Origin of the sequence: Nonomuraea sp. NPDC003709 (genome assembly GCF_040610775.1) — a bacterium.
GTDB classification, from domain to species: Bacteria; Actinomycetota; Actinomycetes; order Streptosporangiales; family Streptosporangiaceae; genus Nonomuraea; species Nonomuraea angiospora_A.
The window spans coordinates 382,142-396,790 of the sequence record NZ_JBEXMW010000009.1; the positions used below are offsets into that span (position 1 = coordinate 382,142).

The following is a 14,649-nucleotide window of genomic DNA, read 5'->3' on the forward strand; positions in this document are numbered from 1 at the left end:
CCTGTGCCACAAGCACACCTGACCCTTGACCCCTCTTTCCGCATCGCGCCCGTCAACCGGCGCCTGTTCGGCTCGTTCGTCGAGCACATGGGCCGGTGCGTCTACACCGGCATCTACGAACCGGGCCACCCGGCGGCGGACGACAACGGCTTCCGCACCGACGTGCTGGAGCTGACCCGCGAGATGGGCGTGAGCGTGGTCCGCTACCCGGGAGGCAACTTCGTCTCCGGCTACCGCTGGGAGGACGGCGTCGGCCCCGACCGGCCCTCCCGGCTGGACCTGGCCTGGCGGCAGATCGAGACGAACGCGTTCGGGCTCAACGAGTTCATGACCTGGACCCGGGCCGCCGGGGTGGAGCCGATGATGGCCGTCAACCTCGGCACCCGGGGCCTCCAGGAGGCCTGTGACCTGCTCGAATACGCCAACCACCCCTCGGGTACGCGATGGTCGGACCTGCGGGTCAAACACGGAGTGACCGACCCGTACGGGATCAAGCTCTGGTGCCTCGGCAACGAGATGGACGGACCCTGGCAGATCGGCCACAAGACCGCGCACGAGTACGGACGGCTCGCGAACGAGACCGCCAAGGCCATGCGGCTCGTCGACCCCGACATCGAGCTGGTGCTGTGCGGCAGCTCCAACAGCGGGATGCCGACGTTCGGCGCGTGGGAGGCCACCGTGCTCGAACACGCCTACGACGCGGTCGACTACCTGTCGCTGCACAACTACTACGAGGAGAACGGCGACCTGCCCGGCTTCCTCTGCAGCGCCGTGGACATGGATCGCTACATCTCGGCCATCGTGGCCACGGCCGACCACATCGGGGCGAAGCTCCGGCGCAAGAAGAAGATCAACCTGTCCTTCGACGAGTGGAACGTCTGGTACCAGAGCCGGTTCGCCGGGCGCGAGCGCTCGCCGTTCCAGGAGGCGCCGGAGCTGATCGAGGACACCTTCACCGCCGCCGACGCCGTGGTGGTGGGGGACTTCCTGATCACGCTGCTGCGGCACGCCGACCGGGTGAGCATCGCCTGCCAGGCGCAGCTCGCCAACATCATCGCGCCGATCAGGACCGAGCCCGGCGGCCCGGCCTGGCGTCAGACGATCTTCCACCCGTTCGCGCTGACGGCCCGGCACGCGCGCGGCACCGTGCTGCGGGTGGAGCCGTCCGGGCCGCTCCTGGAGACCGAACGGTACGGCGAGGCGCCCGCGCTGTCGGCGGTGGCCACCGTCGACGGATCCCGGGTGGCGCTGTTCGCCGTCAACCGGTCGCCCGACCAGGACCTCGACCTCACCGCCCGGCTCCCGGCGGCGGTCAGGCCGGTGTCGGCCTCGGTGATCGCCGCCGGGGACGACCCGCACCGGGTGGAGGCCCTTCCGCAGCCGCTGACCGTGCAGGCTGACGGTGACCGGCTGACGGCGCGGCTGCCCGCCGCCTCGTGGACGATGATTCTCGCGGAGAGTGACGTGTAGACGGGAGGCCTGCCCGGCTCGCTGCTGATCACCGGCGAGCCGGGCATCGGCAAGGCGACGGCCTTGAGCGCCAGGGAGCCTGGGCGGACGCGGCAGAAGGGCCTTCATGCGATGGGCAGGGCCGTGAGCCATTCGGTCAGGAGATGGTTGACCTCCTCGGGACGTTCCTGCTGGATCCAGTGGCCGCAGCCGTCGAGGATGTGGGAGGAGACCAGCCCGGGAAGGGTGGCCGGGTAAGCGTTGATCGCGTCGGCCATCCAGGTCGTGGAGGCGTCCAGGCTGCCGCCGATGAACAGGGAGGGCTGCTTGATGGGGGCGCCGTTGAAGTCGGCAAGGTCCTTCCAGTCGCGGTCCATGTTGCGGTAGCGGTTGAGCGCGCCGGTCATGCCGGTGCGTTCGAACTCCCCGGCGTATACCTCCAGGTCGTCCTCGGCGAGCCAGGAAGGCAGCCGGCCGCTGGGGAACCGGTCGCGTAGCGTTGCGCCGGGGCTGACGAAGTGCGGGTCGGGGGCATCGGGGCCGGGCATGGTCTCGCCCGACAGCGCCGCGTAGAAGCCCGCGAGCCAGCCCCGCACGTCGGGTTCCATCTCGGCCTCGGCGCGGCCGGGCTCCTGGAAATAGGAGACGTAGAACTCCTGGTCACCGCCCAGCTGAGCGAAGACGCCGGTGGGGCGGGGGCCACCGGGTGGCGCGTAGGGCACACTCAGCAGCCCCACCGCGCGGAAGACCTCGGGGTGCAGCAGGGCGGACGTGGCCGCGATGTTCGAGCCCCAGTCGTGGCCGATGATCACTGCGGACTCCTCGCCCAGGGCGCGCAGCAGCGCGATGTTGTCCTCCACCAGAGCGAGCATCCGGTAGCTGTCCTCCGTGGCCGGCTTGGAGGATCGGCCGTAGCCGCGGACATCGAGCGCGACCGCCCGGTAACCGGCCTGCGCGAGCGCCGGGAGCTGCCGGCGCCAGGAGTACCAGGACTCGGGGAAGCCGTGGACGAGCAGCACCAGCGGTCCGCTCCCCTGCTCCGCGACATGAATCCGGCCGCCCGGCACGGACACCGAACGATGCGTGATCTCTGCGACATGCTGCGACATGGGTCTCCTCCAGATGGCGTGCCCGCTTCTGCCGGCGGCACCGGCTCCGCGTCCCCTTTTGCTCCGCGGGCGCTACCACCGATCATCCCGCCGACCTGGTCAGTCGCCTGAATCCTGTTGCCGGATCAGCAACTTCCACGATGCGACCCGCCCACCGTGCGCGATGCGACTGTCACCCGACGGGGACGGCGCCGCGCTCCCGAAGCTTCAAGCTCGCGAAGGAGCTGTGAGCCAGATCACGGTTGAGGTTGACCTTGGGTCAGGGTGGAAGCTCGGCGCAGCGGCGCGACGCCGACATGGACATAACAGATTCAAAGGACAAACCACCATGACGATCACCCTTTCCGACCAGGACAAGAGCACCCTGCGGATCGCCGCGTACGGCGCCGTGTCGCTGATGGCCGCCGCCGGCGCCGCCGGCAAGCCCCACAAGATCGCCACCACTGGCAGCATCGCGCTGGGCTCGGCCACCGGCCTGACCGGACACGTGCTCGCCGACTACCCTGAGGTCACGGACCTGACCGGCAAGTCCGTGGCCGAGATCGCCGACCGCGTGCTGCCGGCCCTGACCGCGGCCATGAACCTGCTGAAGCAGCAGGATCCGGCCGAGGCCGGCAACTTCCGCAGCACCGTTCTCATCGCTGTCGAGACCGCCCAGACGCACCAGGGCCCGCCGAGCCCCGCCACGGCCGCGATGGCCCGCAAGATCACCGAAGCCCTCGACGCTGCCAGGGCAGCCGTTGCGGACAGCGGGGCCGTGCCGGATCGCCCGGAACTGCAGAAGGCGATCGAGGAGATCGTCGAATCCGGATTCCTCGGGGTGTCGCTGCGCGTGCACGATGAGCGCGGCGAGTGGGCCGGCAGCGCCGGGGTGGCCGAGCTGGGCGGGACCGCCAAGCCGCCGATCGACGGGCATGTCCGGATCGGCAGCAACACCAAGACCTTCACCGCGACCCTGGTGCTGCAACTGGTGGCCGAGGGCAAGCTCGGGCTCGACACCCCGGCGGCGGACTACCTGCCCGAGTTCGGGCTGGACCGGCGAATCACGGTGCGGATGCTGCTGCAGCACACCAGCGGGCTGTTCAACTTCACCGGCGAGGTCTACGACGACGGGGCGATCGTGCCGGGGATCCCCATCCCCTACGGCACCACGGGCAAGGAGTGGGTGGACAACCGGCTCAAGACCTACCGGCCGCAGGAGTTGCTGGAGCTGGCGTTGTCCAAGCCGGCGCGGTTCGAGCCGGGGACGGGCTGGAGCTATTCCAACACCAACTACGTGCTGGCGAGGCTGCTGATCGAGAAGGTCACCGGCCGCTCGCTGGCCGAGGAGATGCGGCGGCTGATCCTGGGGCCGCTCAACCTGTCGGGCACGGTGGTGCCGGACGCCTCGCCGGAGATCCCCAAGCCGCACGCCCACGTCTACTACCGGTACGAGGACGCCGGCGAGCAGAAGACGATCGACATCACCCGCCAGAACCCCTCCTGGGTCTCCACCGGCGGTGACATGATCTCGACCAGCCAGGACCTGGCCACGTTCATCTCCGCGCTGCTGGGCGGCAAGCTCCTGCCGGCCCCGCTGCTGGCCGAGATGTGCACCCCGCACCCGACGGGCATCCCGAACATGGACTACGGCCTGGGAGTGTTCGTGGTGACCACGGACGACGGCGGCACGGTCATCTCCCACAACGGCGCCGCCGTGGGCCACGCGGCGCTGATGTACAGCACCCCCGACGGCAGCAAGACCCTGACCGCCGCACTGAGCTGCGTGGACGACGCCGGCCTGTCCATCGCGGCAGCCTTCCAGCAGGCCCAGCAGAGGCTCCTCAACGAGGTGTTCAGCCGGCGAGCTGAGCACCTGTGACCCGTACGCCTCAAGGGGCCACGCCGAGCTCGACGAGCTCGGCGTGGCCCGTCCACATGCTCGGCGCGCGGCGTGACACGCTGCGCCGGCTCGCCGACGGGGACCGGGCCCTGCTGCCCGGCCGCGCTGTGGCGCTGCTGGAGCGGCTGTCCGGCCTCGGCTTCTCCGCGGAGGAGGTGGCGGCCACCAGGGAGGGCTGGGTCGCGGCCTGGGGGTCGCACTCGTCGAGACCAAGCTCCGCACCGCCGGCATCCATATCCACAGACCAGGCACCCACTGACCGCGCCGTGCCTCAGGACGCGGGCACGCCGGTGACCCGGCGCATGAACGCGTCGAACGTGCGATTGGGCAGCACACCGTGCAAGAAGATCATCGGCTTGGCGGCGAAGCCGACCGCGTACCGCGTCCTGGGACGGCGCGCCTTGACGGCCTTCACGATCGTCTTGGCGATCAGCTCGGGTGCCGAGAGGCGGCCCTCGTTGGCCTCGGAGCTGAGCGAATCGGCCACGGCGTTGCCCTGCGGCGCGTAAGGGCCGGTGCCGGAGACGGCGCGGACCTTCTGCGCGGCGATGCCGCCCCACTCGGACTTGACGCCGCCCGGCTCGACCACCACGACGTCGATCCCGAAGGGCTTGACCTCCATGCGCAGGCAGTCGCTGATCGCCTCGAGCGCGAACTTGGTGGCGTGGTACCACGCGCCGAGGGAGGTGTAGATCTTGCCTCCCATGGAGGTGATGTTCACGATCGTGCCCGATCGCTGCGCGCGCATGTGCGGCAGCACCAGCTGGGTCAGGCGCGCGGCGCCGAAGACGTTGACCTCGAACTGGTCGCGGGCCTCGTCCATGGGCACGTCCTCGAGCGCGCCATAGGAGCCGTAGCCGGCGTTGTTGACCAGCACGTCGATCCGGCCGGTCGCCGCGATGATCTGCTCGACCCCGGCCTGCATGGAGGAGTCGACGGTCACGTCCATCGCGAGCAGGCGGATGCCCGACTCGGCGAGGTGTTGCATGCGCTGCACCCGCCGCGCCGCGCCGTAGACGATGTAGCCGGCCTCGTGGAGCTTGAGCGCGGTGGCCTCGCCGATGCCGGAGGAGGCGCCGGTGACCAGTGCGACCTTGGTAGTCATGGTGGTTCCTTCGAACGTGTCGGAGCTTGGTTGTCGTCGGCGCGCGGGCGCACCCGTCCTGCCGCTCCCGCCGGCCTTCCGAGGGGATCTCGACCTTCGCCACCAACGCTAGGAGCCCATCCGGGCTCGTCGGCTAGCACAGCGCGCCGATCCACTTGCATCTGGCGCCACTGCACACCGTGACGTGATCGGCAAGTATGGTGGCGTGATCCGTAAGTACCATCGGAGCTCGCGGCCTCTAGGCTGGACCGATGAGCGGCCGGCGATTCACCCTCGACCCGAGCATCAAGGCACTGCTGAACGATCTCGGCGTATCGCCGACACGCGTGCTGCGCCGCGCCCAACTGCCGACCGACCTGTTCGGCCGCGGGCCGATCGCCCTCGCGCCCGAGGAGTACTTCCGGTTCTGGGAGGCGCTCGACGCCGAGGGCGGCGATCGCGATCTCGCTGTCGCGATCGGCCGGTCGATCTCGGTCGAGATGTTCAACCCGCCCATCTTCGCCGCTCTGTGCAGCGCCGACCTCGCGACCGCCGCGCAGCGCATCGCGACGTACAAGCCGCTGATCGGCCCCATGCGGCTGGAGCTCGACCAGGGCGGCGACGGGCTGACGATCACCTGCCACTGGCCCGCCGGCATGACCCCGCCGCAGCTGCTGGCCACGGCCGAGCTGGTGTTCTGGGCCGCCCTGGCCCGGATCGCGACCCGCCACCACGTACGGCCGGTTGACGTCAGCCTCCCGCAGCCACCCGCAGACCGCCTCGCACTCGAGGGCTTCTTCGGGGTACGCGTACGCACCGGGCCCGCCCACGCCATCACCTTCGACCGCCACGACGCGCACCGCCCGTTCCTGACCGAGAACGAGCAGATGTGGCGCTTCTTCGCACCCGAACTACGCCGACGCCTTTCCGACCTGCAGGCCGCGGCCAGCGTCGCCGACCGCGTGCGCGCGGCCCTGCACGAGACACTGCCGGCCGGCGGCGCCTCCATGACGGAGGTCACCCGCCATCTCGCCGTCAGCGCGCGCACGCTGCAGCGACAGCTGCAACTTGAGGGCACCACCTTCCAAGAGGTCCTCGCCAGCACTCGCGAGGACCTCGCCCGCCACTATCTGAGCCACAGCGCGATGCGCACCGCCGAAATCGCCTACCTCCTGGGCTATGACGACTCCAACTCCTTCTACCGGGCGTTCCGCACCTGGACCGGGACAACCCCGGACACCCTCCGAGCCACCGCCGCCGCCGGCGCCTGACCGGATCCGGCGCCGCCCGGCCAGGAGGCATGAGTTCGGCTACGGAGGCACCGGCAGCTCACAACGGCACGATCAGCGCCTGGGGACGGTCAGCGGGGAAGGCCCAGATGTGCTTGCCGGCCGCGACCACCAAGGCCAGGCGGGCCTTCAGCCCCAGCCGGACCACGCGGAGGGCGGGCCCCACGGCCGGATCCAGCACGAACAGGTCGCGTTCCCCGCCCGCCAGCACCCCGTTCGCGCAGACCAGGAACGGCACCGGCCCCTTCGGCACCTTCACGAACCGGCGCGGTTCCCCCGACCAGGCGGACACCCGCTCCAGGCCGCCCGCCACGCTGACCCACAGGGAACCCGCGCAGACGGTCATGCCGCCGCGCTCGCGGGTCCAGAGGTCCACCTCCCGCGGGCCGCCGCGCAGCCAGGTGTCCCGCTTCGACGTCCACCACAGCCGCTCGCCCTCGACCGCGCACCGGTCCAGGCCGGGTAACTCCACCGGCTCGCCGAAGTCGCCGGGCGCGGTCAGCCTGCGTGCCCGCTCCGCGCCGACGGCCCAGATCTCGCCGCCGCCCGCGAGCACGCGGCCGTCGAAGGACGCGTCGGCGAGCGGGGCGCCGGTGGGGTCGAGCCAGTGGACCCGGCCCTCCGCGGTCCCCGCCAGCGTTCCCCGCAGCGGGCTTTCGGATAACGAGCCCAGGTGGGGCGGCCCGGCGAACGTCCTGGGCACGACCACGGTCTCGGGCAACGTGCCCGGCAGGCCCGCCGTGCGCGGCACGGTCGCCGGGACAGCCGCCAGGGAGCTCAGCTCCGGCAGCCGCACCGCCTCGCCGCCGTCCAGCGGTGTGCCGGAGGCGGTGTAGACCCGCATCCGGCCGGCCGCCGAGCACCAGACCGTGGTCCCGTCCGACGCGGCGACCCGGGCGGGCCACGGCAGATCGATCCTCGTGACGGCGACGTCCATGCGCTGACCATAACCGTCCAGGCCCCGCGCGCCAGCCCCCGCCCCGAACGACGTGCCCGAGCACTGAGAGGCCCGCGCGGGGGTATGCGGTAGGTAAGGGGGCGATCCCCGTATCAGCCGAGGCCAGGCGGACTGGGATCATGGGACGCATGCGTGTTGTGGTGATCGGGAGCGGCATCGTCGGGGCCGGTGCGGCCTACTACCTGAGCCGGCGGGGCGCCGCGGTGACCGTGGTGGACGGCGGATATCCGGGCGAGGCCACCCAGGCGGGGGCCGGCATCGTGTGCCCGTGGGTGGACCACCCGGAGGACGACGACTGGTATCAGCTGACCCGCGAGGGCACCCGCCGCTACCCGGGGCTGGTGGAGGCGCTGGGCGAGGACATCGGCTACGCCAAGGTGGGCGCGCTGCTGGTCGCCGCGGATCCGGTCGATCTGGAGCCGGTGCGTGCCCTGCTGCGCCGCCGGCACGCCGGCGCGCCCGAGATGGGCGACGTCGTCGACGTGGCGACCCCGTCCGAGCTGTTCCCGCCGCTGTCCGACGACCTGAGCGCCATCCTCGTGCCGGGCGCGGCGCGCGTGGACGGCTGCTCGGTCCGCGACGAGCTCCTGCGCGCCGCCGTGGCGCAGGGGGCGGAGGTACGCGTGGGCGCCGCGCGGCTCACCCCGGGCGGCGAGGTGTTCGTGCACGCCCCGGCCGGCGAGGCACACGCCGAGGGCGAGCCGTGGATCCCGGCCCACGCGGCCGCGGGCGTGCCCGGCGAGCCCCTCGATCAGGGCGGGTCCTGGCGGCAGGGCGCGCCCACCGCGCGGGCGGCCGAGCCTCCCGTGCCGACGGGGGCGCGCCGGTTCGCCGGCGAGGGGGAGCCGCTCGACGCCGACATGGTGATCGTGGCCGCCGGGGCCTGGACGGGCGAGGTGTGCCGGCCCTTGGGCGTGGAGCTGCCGGTGTTCCCCCGTCGGGGGCAGATCATGCACGTGACGCTGGAGGGCGTGGACACCGCGTGGTGGCCGATCGTGCTGCCGAGGGTCGGGCCTTACCTGCTGGGTTTCCCCGACTCCCGCGTCGTGATCGGGGCGACCGTGGAGGACGTGGGGTTCGCCCCGCGGGTCACGCTGGGCGGGCTGGACGAGGTGATCCGGGCGGGACTGCGGGTGGCGCCCGGGCTGTTCAACGCGACCGTCGCGGAGACCAGGGTCGGACTGCGTCCCGTGTACGCCCCCGGCTCCCCCCTCATCGGGCCGCTGACCGGGCGCGTGGTGGTGGCGACGGGCCTGAGCGCGTACGGGCTCACCGCGGGCCCGTTCACCGGCGAGATCGCCGCCGCGCTCGCGCTCGGCGAGGAGCCGCCGATCGACATCACGCCGTACGCGCCCGCCGTCGGATAATCACAGCAAGCACTCACGTAACATCAGATTCCTCCCCACCGTGACGCCGTGGGGAGGCCGCGTTGCCGCTGCTCGCTCTCTTGATGTTGCTCCTGCTGGTGACCTCCTGCGCCTCCGCGCCGCCCGACCCCATACCTGCTCCCGTGCCCTCGCCCCCACCGAGTCGTCCTTCCCCGACTCCGAGGAAGCGCCCGCCCGCCAAGGAGGTGTGGGTCCCGTACGCCGCCTCGGGCCGGTACACGGTCGTGCCCGGCGGCGCGCCGGCCCGGCCGGGGTCCGGGGAGGTGGTGCGGTACCTGGTGGAGGTGGAGTCCGGCCTGCCGTTCGAGCCGGCCGCGTTCGCCGCCGACGTGCATCGGGTGCTCAACGACGTACGCGGCTGGGCGCGCTTCGAACGCGTCGACCACGGCCCGGTGCAGGTCCGCGTCGCCCTGTCGAGTCCCTTGCTCACGACCCTCCAGTGCGAGCCGCTGCGCACGGGGGGCGAGCTGTCCTGCTGGAACGGCACCCGCTCGGTCATCAACGCCCTGCGCTGGGCGAAGGGCGTCCCGCAGTACCGCGGCGACCTGACCGCGTACCGGGCCTATCTGATCAGCCACGAGGTCGGGCACAGCCTGGGGCACGGCCACGAGCCCTGTCCCGGGCCCGGCCGCCTCGCCCCCGTCATGACCCAGCAGTCGAAGTCGCTGGACCGCTGCCGCCCCAACCCGTGGCCCTTCCCCGACCGGGGCCGTGAACCCGGGTGCGGCGACACCCCGCCCGGTGACGGCAGGGGCTGCCGCGAGGCGCGAGGATGACGACCGGTAGGTTCTTCCGGTCGATGAGGTCGCCGCACGCTGGGGAGCGTCGGCGAAACGATCGAAGCAGCCTGACCTATCGCGATATATCGTAGGACGGGAACACCGGGGAATCCCGCTCGGTTGAGCGGGATGCACAGACTTTCCAGGGGAGTGTGGCTGATGGCAGGAATGCGTACGGCACGGCGGGTCCTCGCGGGCGGCGTGGCCCTGGCGGCTGCGGGCTGGGCGTTGCGCGATGTCCCCGCCGAGCTGGGCGTACGGCCTCTGACGTCGGGGCCGGACCGGGCGGCGCGGATGCGCCGCTCGTCGCAGTTCAGGGACGGCACGTTCTTCAACCCGATGCCGGAGCCGACCACCATGATGACGGCCCCGCCCGCCGGCCTGCTCGGCGAGCTGGCCAAGAACAAGGAGCAGCGCCGCCCCGCGGGCCCCATCCCGCTGCGCGTCCCGCCGTCCGGCCCGCCGCCCGCCGACGGCGTGCGCGCGATCTGGTACGGCCACGCCTCGACGCTGGTGGAGATCGAGGGCAAGCGGGTGCTGTTCGACCCGGTGTGGAGCAACCGGCCCTCACCGTCGCAGTTCGTCGGCCCCAAGCGGCACCACCCGGTGCCCGTCGAGCTCGGCGAGCTGCCGATGGTCGACGCCATCGCGATCTCGCACGACCACTACGACCACCTCGACCTGGCGACCGTGCGCACGCTGCTCAGGACGCAGAAGGCCCCGTTCCTGGTGCCGCTGGGCATCGGGGCGCACCTGGAGCGGTGGGGCGTGCCGGCGTTCCGGATCATCGAGCTCGACTGGGAGGAGGAGGCCGTGGTGGCGGGGCTGCGCTTCGTCGCCACGGCGGCCCGGCACTTCTCCGGCCGGGCCTTCACCCGTAATGACACGTTGTGGGGGTCCTGGGTGGTGGCCGGGGCGAACAAGCGGGTCTTCTACGCGGGCGACTCCGGATACTTCGAGGGCTACCGGGGCATCGGGTCGGCGCACGGGCCGTTCGACCTGACGCTGATGCCGATCGGCGCCTACAGCCCCGCCTGGCCCGACATCCACATGAACCCGGAGGAGGCCGTCAACGCCCACCTCGACCTCGGTGGCTCGCTGCTGCTCCCCGTCCACTGGGCGACCTTCACGCTGGCCCTGCACCCGTGGTCCGAGCCGGTGGAACGGCTGTGGCGCGAGTCCAAGGCACGCGACGTCAAGATCGCCGTCCCCCGGCCCGGCGAGGCCGTGGACACCGCCGCCGACCAGGTGGTGGAGGGCTGGTGGGAGCTCCTCGGCTGAGCCCCTGCCCGCCGGCGGTGCCCCCGCTGCCCGTACAGTCATGGCGTGAGCAACCTGGAGCTTGACCCGCAGGAGATCCGCTGCGGCGCCGAGGCGGGCGCGGACAGCGAGGTGCTGGTGGGGCGCGAGGTGCCGCTGGGCGGGCCACGCGCGATGATGGTGAGCAGGACGCTGCCGGGCGTGCACCGGCGCATGATCGGCGCATGGTGTTTCGTGGACGCCTACGGGCCCCAGCGCGCCACGATGCGGGTGCCGCCGCACCCGCACACCGGGCTGCAGACGGTGAGCTGGCTGGTCGAGGGCGAGGTGCTGCACCGCGACAGCCTGGGCAGCCTTCAGGAGATCCGCCCCGGCCAGCTCAACCTGATGACCGCCGGCCGGGGCATCTCCCATTCGGAGGAGTCGCCGGAGACGGTGCTGCACGGGGTGCAGCTGTGGGTGGCGCTGCCCGGCGAGCACCGGCACACCGGGCCCGCGTTCGAACACCATCCGGCGCTGCCCGTGCTCGCGGGGCCCGGTTTCGAGGCGATCGTCGCCATGGGGTCGCTCGGCGGGGTCGAATCGCCGGCCACCGCGTTCAGCCCGCTGGTGGGGGCCGAGGTCGCGGTGGACGGCACGTGCGAGGTGCCGCTCTCGCCCGGGTTCGAGCACGGCGTGCTGCTGCTCGACGGCGCGGTCGAGCAGCTGGAGCCGGGGCCGCTGGTGTACCTGCCGCCGGGGCGCTCCGCGCTGCGGCTGTCGGGGCGCGGCCGGGTCCTGCTGATCGGCGGCGAGCCCTTCGGCGAGGAGATCGTCATGTGGTGGAACTTCGTCGGCCGCTCCCACGACGAGATCGCCGCGTTCCGCGAGGACTGGATGGAGGGCGAGGGGTTCGGCGCCGTCAAGGGGTTCGACGGGGCGCCGCTCCCCGCGCCCGTCCTGCCCGCCATCCGGCTGAAGCCGCGCGGGCGGGTGCGCTAGTCCTTCCTGAACGTGTAGACGACCTCGATGTCGTCGCCCCTGGTCGGCACCTCGGCCAGCAGGCGCACCATCTTCCCGGCGAAGTCGATCACCTGGACCTGCTGCTTGTCGGAGCTGCCGTCCGGGCGCACCCAGCAGAGCAGGTGATCGTCGTCGAACCAGGCGGCCAGGCCGCCGCAGGCCGACTCGATCCGCTTCACCTCGGCGCCGGTGCGGCTGTCGTACACGCAGTTGTTGCCGCTCTCCAGACCCGGGCAGTCGGTGACGAACCGCCTGCCCGACGGCGAGAACAGCTCGTCGGCGATGCCGGCGCCGATGTTCGGGATGCGGCGGACGCGCAGGCCGCTCGCGTCGAAGAAGCGCAGGGCCTGCTGCTCGGCGTCGATCGACATGGCGACCACGCCGGTGTCGGTGTCGTCGAAGCCGTACCTGATGTCCTTCAGCGAGCTCTCCCTGAGGGAGGCGATCGTGGCCTTCCTGGTGGTCACGTCCACGATGGCGAAGCCGGTCGACTGCCAGGTGTCCTTGACGGGGTTGCCGACGTTGAGCAGCACGCGGGTGCTGTCGCGGGACCAGGCCTGGATGTACGCGCTGAGCGGCTGCCGCGAGGTCTTGACCGAGAACCGCTCGCCCGTCGTCTTGTCGGTGACCTCCACGGAGTCGTAGTGGTCGATGAAGCTCTTGCCGCGCTGGGCAAGGTAGCGGCCGTCCGGGGAGAGCATGCTCTCCCACTGGTCCTGATATTTCGTGAAACCTCCCGTCAGGGAGTCGCGGGCGTAGTAGACCCAGTCCTTGGACTTGGTGTCCTTGACCATGTACGTCGTCAGCCTGACCGGGTCGTCCGGGCTCTCGTACACGGTGGCGTCGGTGTCGGGCAGCCGGACCGGGGTGAGGTTCGCGGTCGGGACCGGGGACACGGTGGGGCTGGGGGACGCCGTCGCGGTGTTCGGAACGGGGGTGGGGAACGCCTGCGGCTTGGGCGGCAGGTTGATGACGGTCACCACGACGATGGCGATCGCCGCCACCAGCGCCACGCCCGCGATGGCTCCGCCGATCAGCCAGTTCCTCCGGTTGCCGCCGGACGGGGGCGGGGGCGGGCCACCGTACGGGATGCCTCTGGGTGGGGTGCCCGGCTGCTGGAAGGGGGCGGGCGGCTCGAACCCCGGCCGGGCGCCGGGCGGCGGCGGCTGATCCCCACCCAACGGCCGATACTGCCCCGGGGGCGGCGGCGGGGTCGGCGGGGGATACGGCGGCTGAGGGTAGGGCTGCTGGGGGTACGGCTGCTGGGGGTACGGCGCCTGGGGATACGGCGCCTGGGGGTACGGCGCCTGCCCGGCCCACGCCTGCGGCCCAGACCCACCGGCCCGATCACCGCCCGGCGCTCGCCACGCAGACCTCCCACCCCCCGAACCCCCGCGTCCCACCGAGCCCGCACCACCACCCGGCACCTCGCCACTCGCCGAAGGCGCCCCGCCCGCCTGGGACCACCCACCCACCGGCGGCCCGTCCCCGGCCGAAGGCTCGCCACCCGTCGGAGGGGTGGCGCCGAAGGCGGCGGCGGCCTGGTGGAGGGCGTCCGGGTTCGAGGTCGGGTGCTCCAGGAGGCGGTGGATCACCTGCTCGGCAGTCGGCCGCCGCCCGGGGTCCTTGGACAGGCAGGCCGCGACCAGTTCGCGCAACGTCCCCGTCAACCGCCCCAGGTCCGGCTCGGCGTTGAGGACGCGCTGCACGGTCGCGGGCATGGTGCCGCCCGCGAACGGCCCCGCGCCGGAGGCCGCGTAGACGACGGTGCACGCCCAGGCGAACATGTCGGCCGCCGGCCCCGCGGGATCCCCCAAAAGCTGCTCGGGCGCCAGGAACGCCGAATCGCCCACGGGCACGGTCGTGTCGCCGGAGGTCACGTCGAGCGCCCTGGCGATCCCGAACCCGATCACCCTGGGCCCCTCGCTGCCCAGCAGCACGTTGCCGGGGCTGAAGTCGCGGTGCACGATGCCCGCCTGGTGGATCGCGGCGAGGGCGGTGGCGGTGCCGATGGCCAGCCGGTGCAGCGCGGGCCCGGTGCGCGGCCCCTCCTCGCGCACCGCGCGCTCCAGCGCCAGGCCGTCCACGTACTCGCTGACGATGTACGGGCGGCCCTCGTGCACGCCGCTGTCCAGCACCTTCGCGGTGCAGAACGGCGCCACCCGCCGCGCCGCCGCCACCTCCCTGGCGAACCGCTCCGCCGCCGCCCCGTCACCCGCCAGCTCAGGCCGCAGCCATTTGACGGCCGCCTGCCTCCCCTGCTCGTCGACGCCCAGATAAACGACACCCTGAACGCCTTCTCCCAGCCGTCCCCGGATCTCGTAGCCTCCGAGACCGGAGGGATCTCCTGCTCTGAGTTCAGTTATCGGCGGCATGCGCGCATTATGAGCGCCGAATCTTGCAAACGGCTTACATCAATCGTGAGCCTTCCTCCCGTCCGCGTGGCGGC

General features: G+C 72.0%; 12 protein-coding genes. 7 read left to right on the forward strand and 5 right to left on the reverse strand.

What is annotated here, in order from left to right; translation table 11 throughout:
• Nucleotides 1–3 precede the first annotated feature (3 nt).
• The gene (locus ABZX61_RS28425; RefSeq protein ID WP_355199125.1) at nucleotides 4–1,470 is read left to right on the forward strand and encodes an alpha-N-arabinofuranosidase; all 1,467 of its coding nucleotides are present in this window, start codon (nucleotides 4–6) and stop codon (nucleotides 1,468–1,470) included.
• Nucleotides 1,471–1,574: 104 nt separating this feature from the next.
• Here ABZX61_RS28425 and ABZX61_RS28430 read toward each other — a convergent pair whose 3' ends face one another.
• Nucleotides 1,575–2,558 carry an alpha/beta hydrolase gene (locus ABZX61_RS28430; protein WP_355199127.1) on the reverse strand — a complete coding sequence of 328 codons (984 nt, stop codon included), beginning with the start codon at nucleotides 2,556–2,558 and terminating at the stop codon, nucleotides 1,575–1,577.
• A 328-nt stretch (nucleotides 2,559–2,886) separates the two neighbouring features.
• Here ABZX61_RS28430 and ABZX61_RS28435 point away from each other — a divergent pair, with 328 nt between their 5' ends.
• Nucleotides 2,887–4,419 carry a serine hydrolase domain-containing protein gene (locus ABZX61_RS28435; RefSeq protein ID WP_355199129.1) on the forward strand — a complete coding sequence of 511 codons (1,533 nt, stop codon included), beginning with the start codon at nucleotides 2,887–2,889 and terminating at the stop codon, nucleotides 4,417–4,419.
• A 10-nt stretch (nucleotides 4,420–4,429) separates the two neighbouring features.
• On the opposite strand, the gene ABZX61_RS28440 is transcribed toward ABZX61_RS28435, so the two are convergent.
• Both ABZX61_RS28440 and ABZX61_RS28445 read right to left on the reverse strand, forming a co-directional pair.
• Nucleotides 4,430–4,681, reverse strand: a complete 252-nt coding sequence (locus tag ABZX61_RS28440; RefSeq protein ID WP_355199131.1) for a hypothetical protein — start codon at nucleotides 4,679–4,681, stop codon at nucleotides 4,430–4,432.
• 30 nt (nucleotides 4,682–4,711) lie between these two features.
• Nucleotides 4,712–5,545, reverse strand: a complete 834-nt coding sequence (locus tag ABZX61_RS28445) for an oxidoreductase (protein WP_355199133.1) — start codon at nucleotides 5,543–5,545, stop codon at nucleotides 4,712–4,714.
• Nucleotides 5,546–5,796: 251 nt separating this feature from the next.
• Between ABZX61_RS28445 and ABZX61_RS28450 the strand changes: the two genes are divergently transcribed.
• Nucleotides 5,797–6,795 (forward strand): AraC family transcriptional regulator ligand-binding domain-containing protein, encoded by a 999-nt coding sequence (locus ABZX61_RS28450; RefSeq protein WP_355199135.1) that lies wholly within the window; start codon nucleotides 5,797–5,799, stop codon nucleotides 6,793–6,795.
• 58 nt (nucleotides 6,796–6,853) lie between these two features.
• On the opposite strand, the gene ABZX61_RS28455 is transcribed toward ABZX61_RS28450, so the two are convergent.
• Nucleotides 6,854–7,750, reverse strand: coding sequence for a hypothetical protein (locus tag ABZX61_RS28455; RefSeq protein WP_355199137.1), 897 nt, complete (start codon nucleotides 7,748–7,750; stop codon nucleotides 6,854–6,856).
• A gap of 149 nt (nucleotides 7,751–7,899) precedes the next feature.
• Here ABZX61_RS28455 and ABZX61_RS28460 point away from each other — a divergent pair, with 149 nt between their 5' ends.
• The 4 genes from ABZX61_RS28460 (at nucleotide 7,900) to ABZX61_RS28475 (ending at nucleotide 12,179) form a co-directional block, all read left to right on the forward strand.
• Nucleotides 7,900–9,138, forward strand: a complete 1,239-nt coding sequence (locus ABZX61_RS28460; RefSeq protein WP_355199139.1) for an FAD-dependent oxidoreductase — start codon at nucleotides 7,900–7,902, stop codon at nucleotides 9,136–9,138.
• Nucleotides 9,139–9,200: 62 nt separating this feature from the next.
• Nucleotides 9,201–9,935 carry a DUF3152 domain-containing protein gene (locus tag ABZX61_RS28465; RefSeq protein ID WP_355199141.1) on the forward strand — a complete coding sequence of 245 codons (735 nt, stop codon included), beginning with the start codon at nucleotides 9,201–9,203 and terminating at the stop codon, nucleotides 9,933–9,935.
• A 162-nt stretch (nucleotides 9,936–10,097) separates the two neighbouring features.
• A complete protein-coding gene (locus ABZX61_RS28470; RefSeq protein ID WP_355199142.1) occupies nucleotides 10,098–11,219 on the forward strand; it encodes an MBL fold metallo-hydrolase in 1,122 nt (373 codons plus the stop codon).
• A 45-nt stretch (nucleotides 11,220–11,264) separates the two neighbouring features.
• A complete protein-coding gene (locus tag ABZX61_RS28475; RefSeq protein WP_355199144.1) occupies nucleotides 11,265–12,179 on the forward strand; it encodes a pirin family protein in 915 nt (304 codons plus the stop codon).
• Here the strand turns inward: ABZX61_RS28475 and ABZX61_RS28480 are convergent.
• A complete protein-coding gene (locus ABZX61_RS28480; RefSeq protein WP_355199146.1) occupies nucleotides 12,176–14,575 on the reverse strand; it encodes a serine/threonine-protein kinase in 2,400 nt (799 codons plus the stop codon). The genes ABZX61_RS28475 and ABZX61_RS28480 overlap by 4 nt on opposite strands.
• Nucleotides 14,576–14,649: the final 74 nt, after the last annotated feature.

What these genes read in the sequence shown, in the direction of transcription:
- ABZX61_RS28435 (WP_355199129.1), top strand. Translation starts at nt 2,887, where the DNA reads ATGACGATCACCCTTTCCGACCAGGACAAGAGCACCCTGCGGATCGCC.
- ABZX61_RS28460 (WP_355199139.1), top strand. Translation starts at nt 7,900, where the DNA reads ATGCGTGTTGTGGTGATCGGGAGCGGCATCGTCGGGGCCGGTGCGGCC.
- ABZX61_RS28445 (WP_355199133.1), bottom strand. Translation starts at nt 5,545, where the DNA reads ATGACTACCAAGGTCGCACTGGTCACCGGCGCCTCCTCCGGCATCGGC.
- ABZX61_RS28430 (WP_355199127.1), bottom strand. Translation starts at nt 2,558, where the DNA reads ATGTCGCAGCATGTCGCAGAGATCACGCATCGTTCGGTGTCCGTGCCG.
- ABZX61_RS28470 (WP_355199142.1), top strand. Translation starts at nt 10,098, where the DNA reads ATGGCAGGAATGCGTACGGCACGGCGGGTCCTCGCGGGCGGCGTGGCC.
- ABZX61_RS28480 (WP_355199146.1), bottom strand. Translation starts at nt 14,575, where the DNA reads ATGCCGCCGATAACTGAACTCAGAGCAGGAGATCCCTCCGGTCTCGGA.
- ABZX61_RS28450 (WP_355199135.1), top strand. Translation starts at nt 5,797, where the DNA reads ATGAGCGGCCGGCGATTCACCCTCGACCCGAGCATCAAGGCACTGCTG.
- ABZX61_RS28455 (WP_355199137.1), bottom strand. Translation starts at nt 7,750, where the DNA reads ATGGACGTCGCCGTCACGAGGATCGATCTGCCGTGGCCCGCCCGGGTC.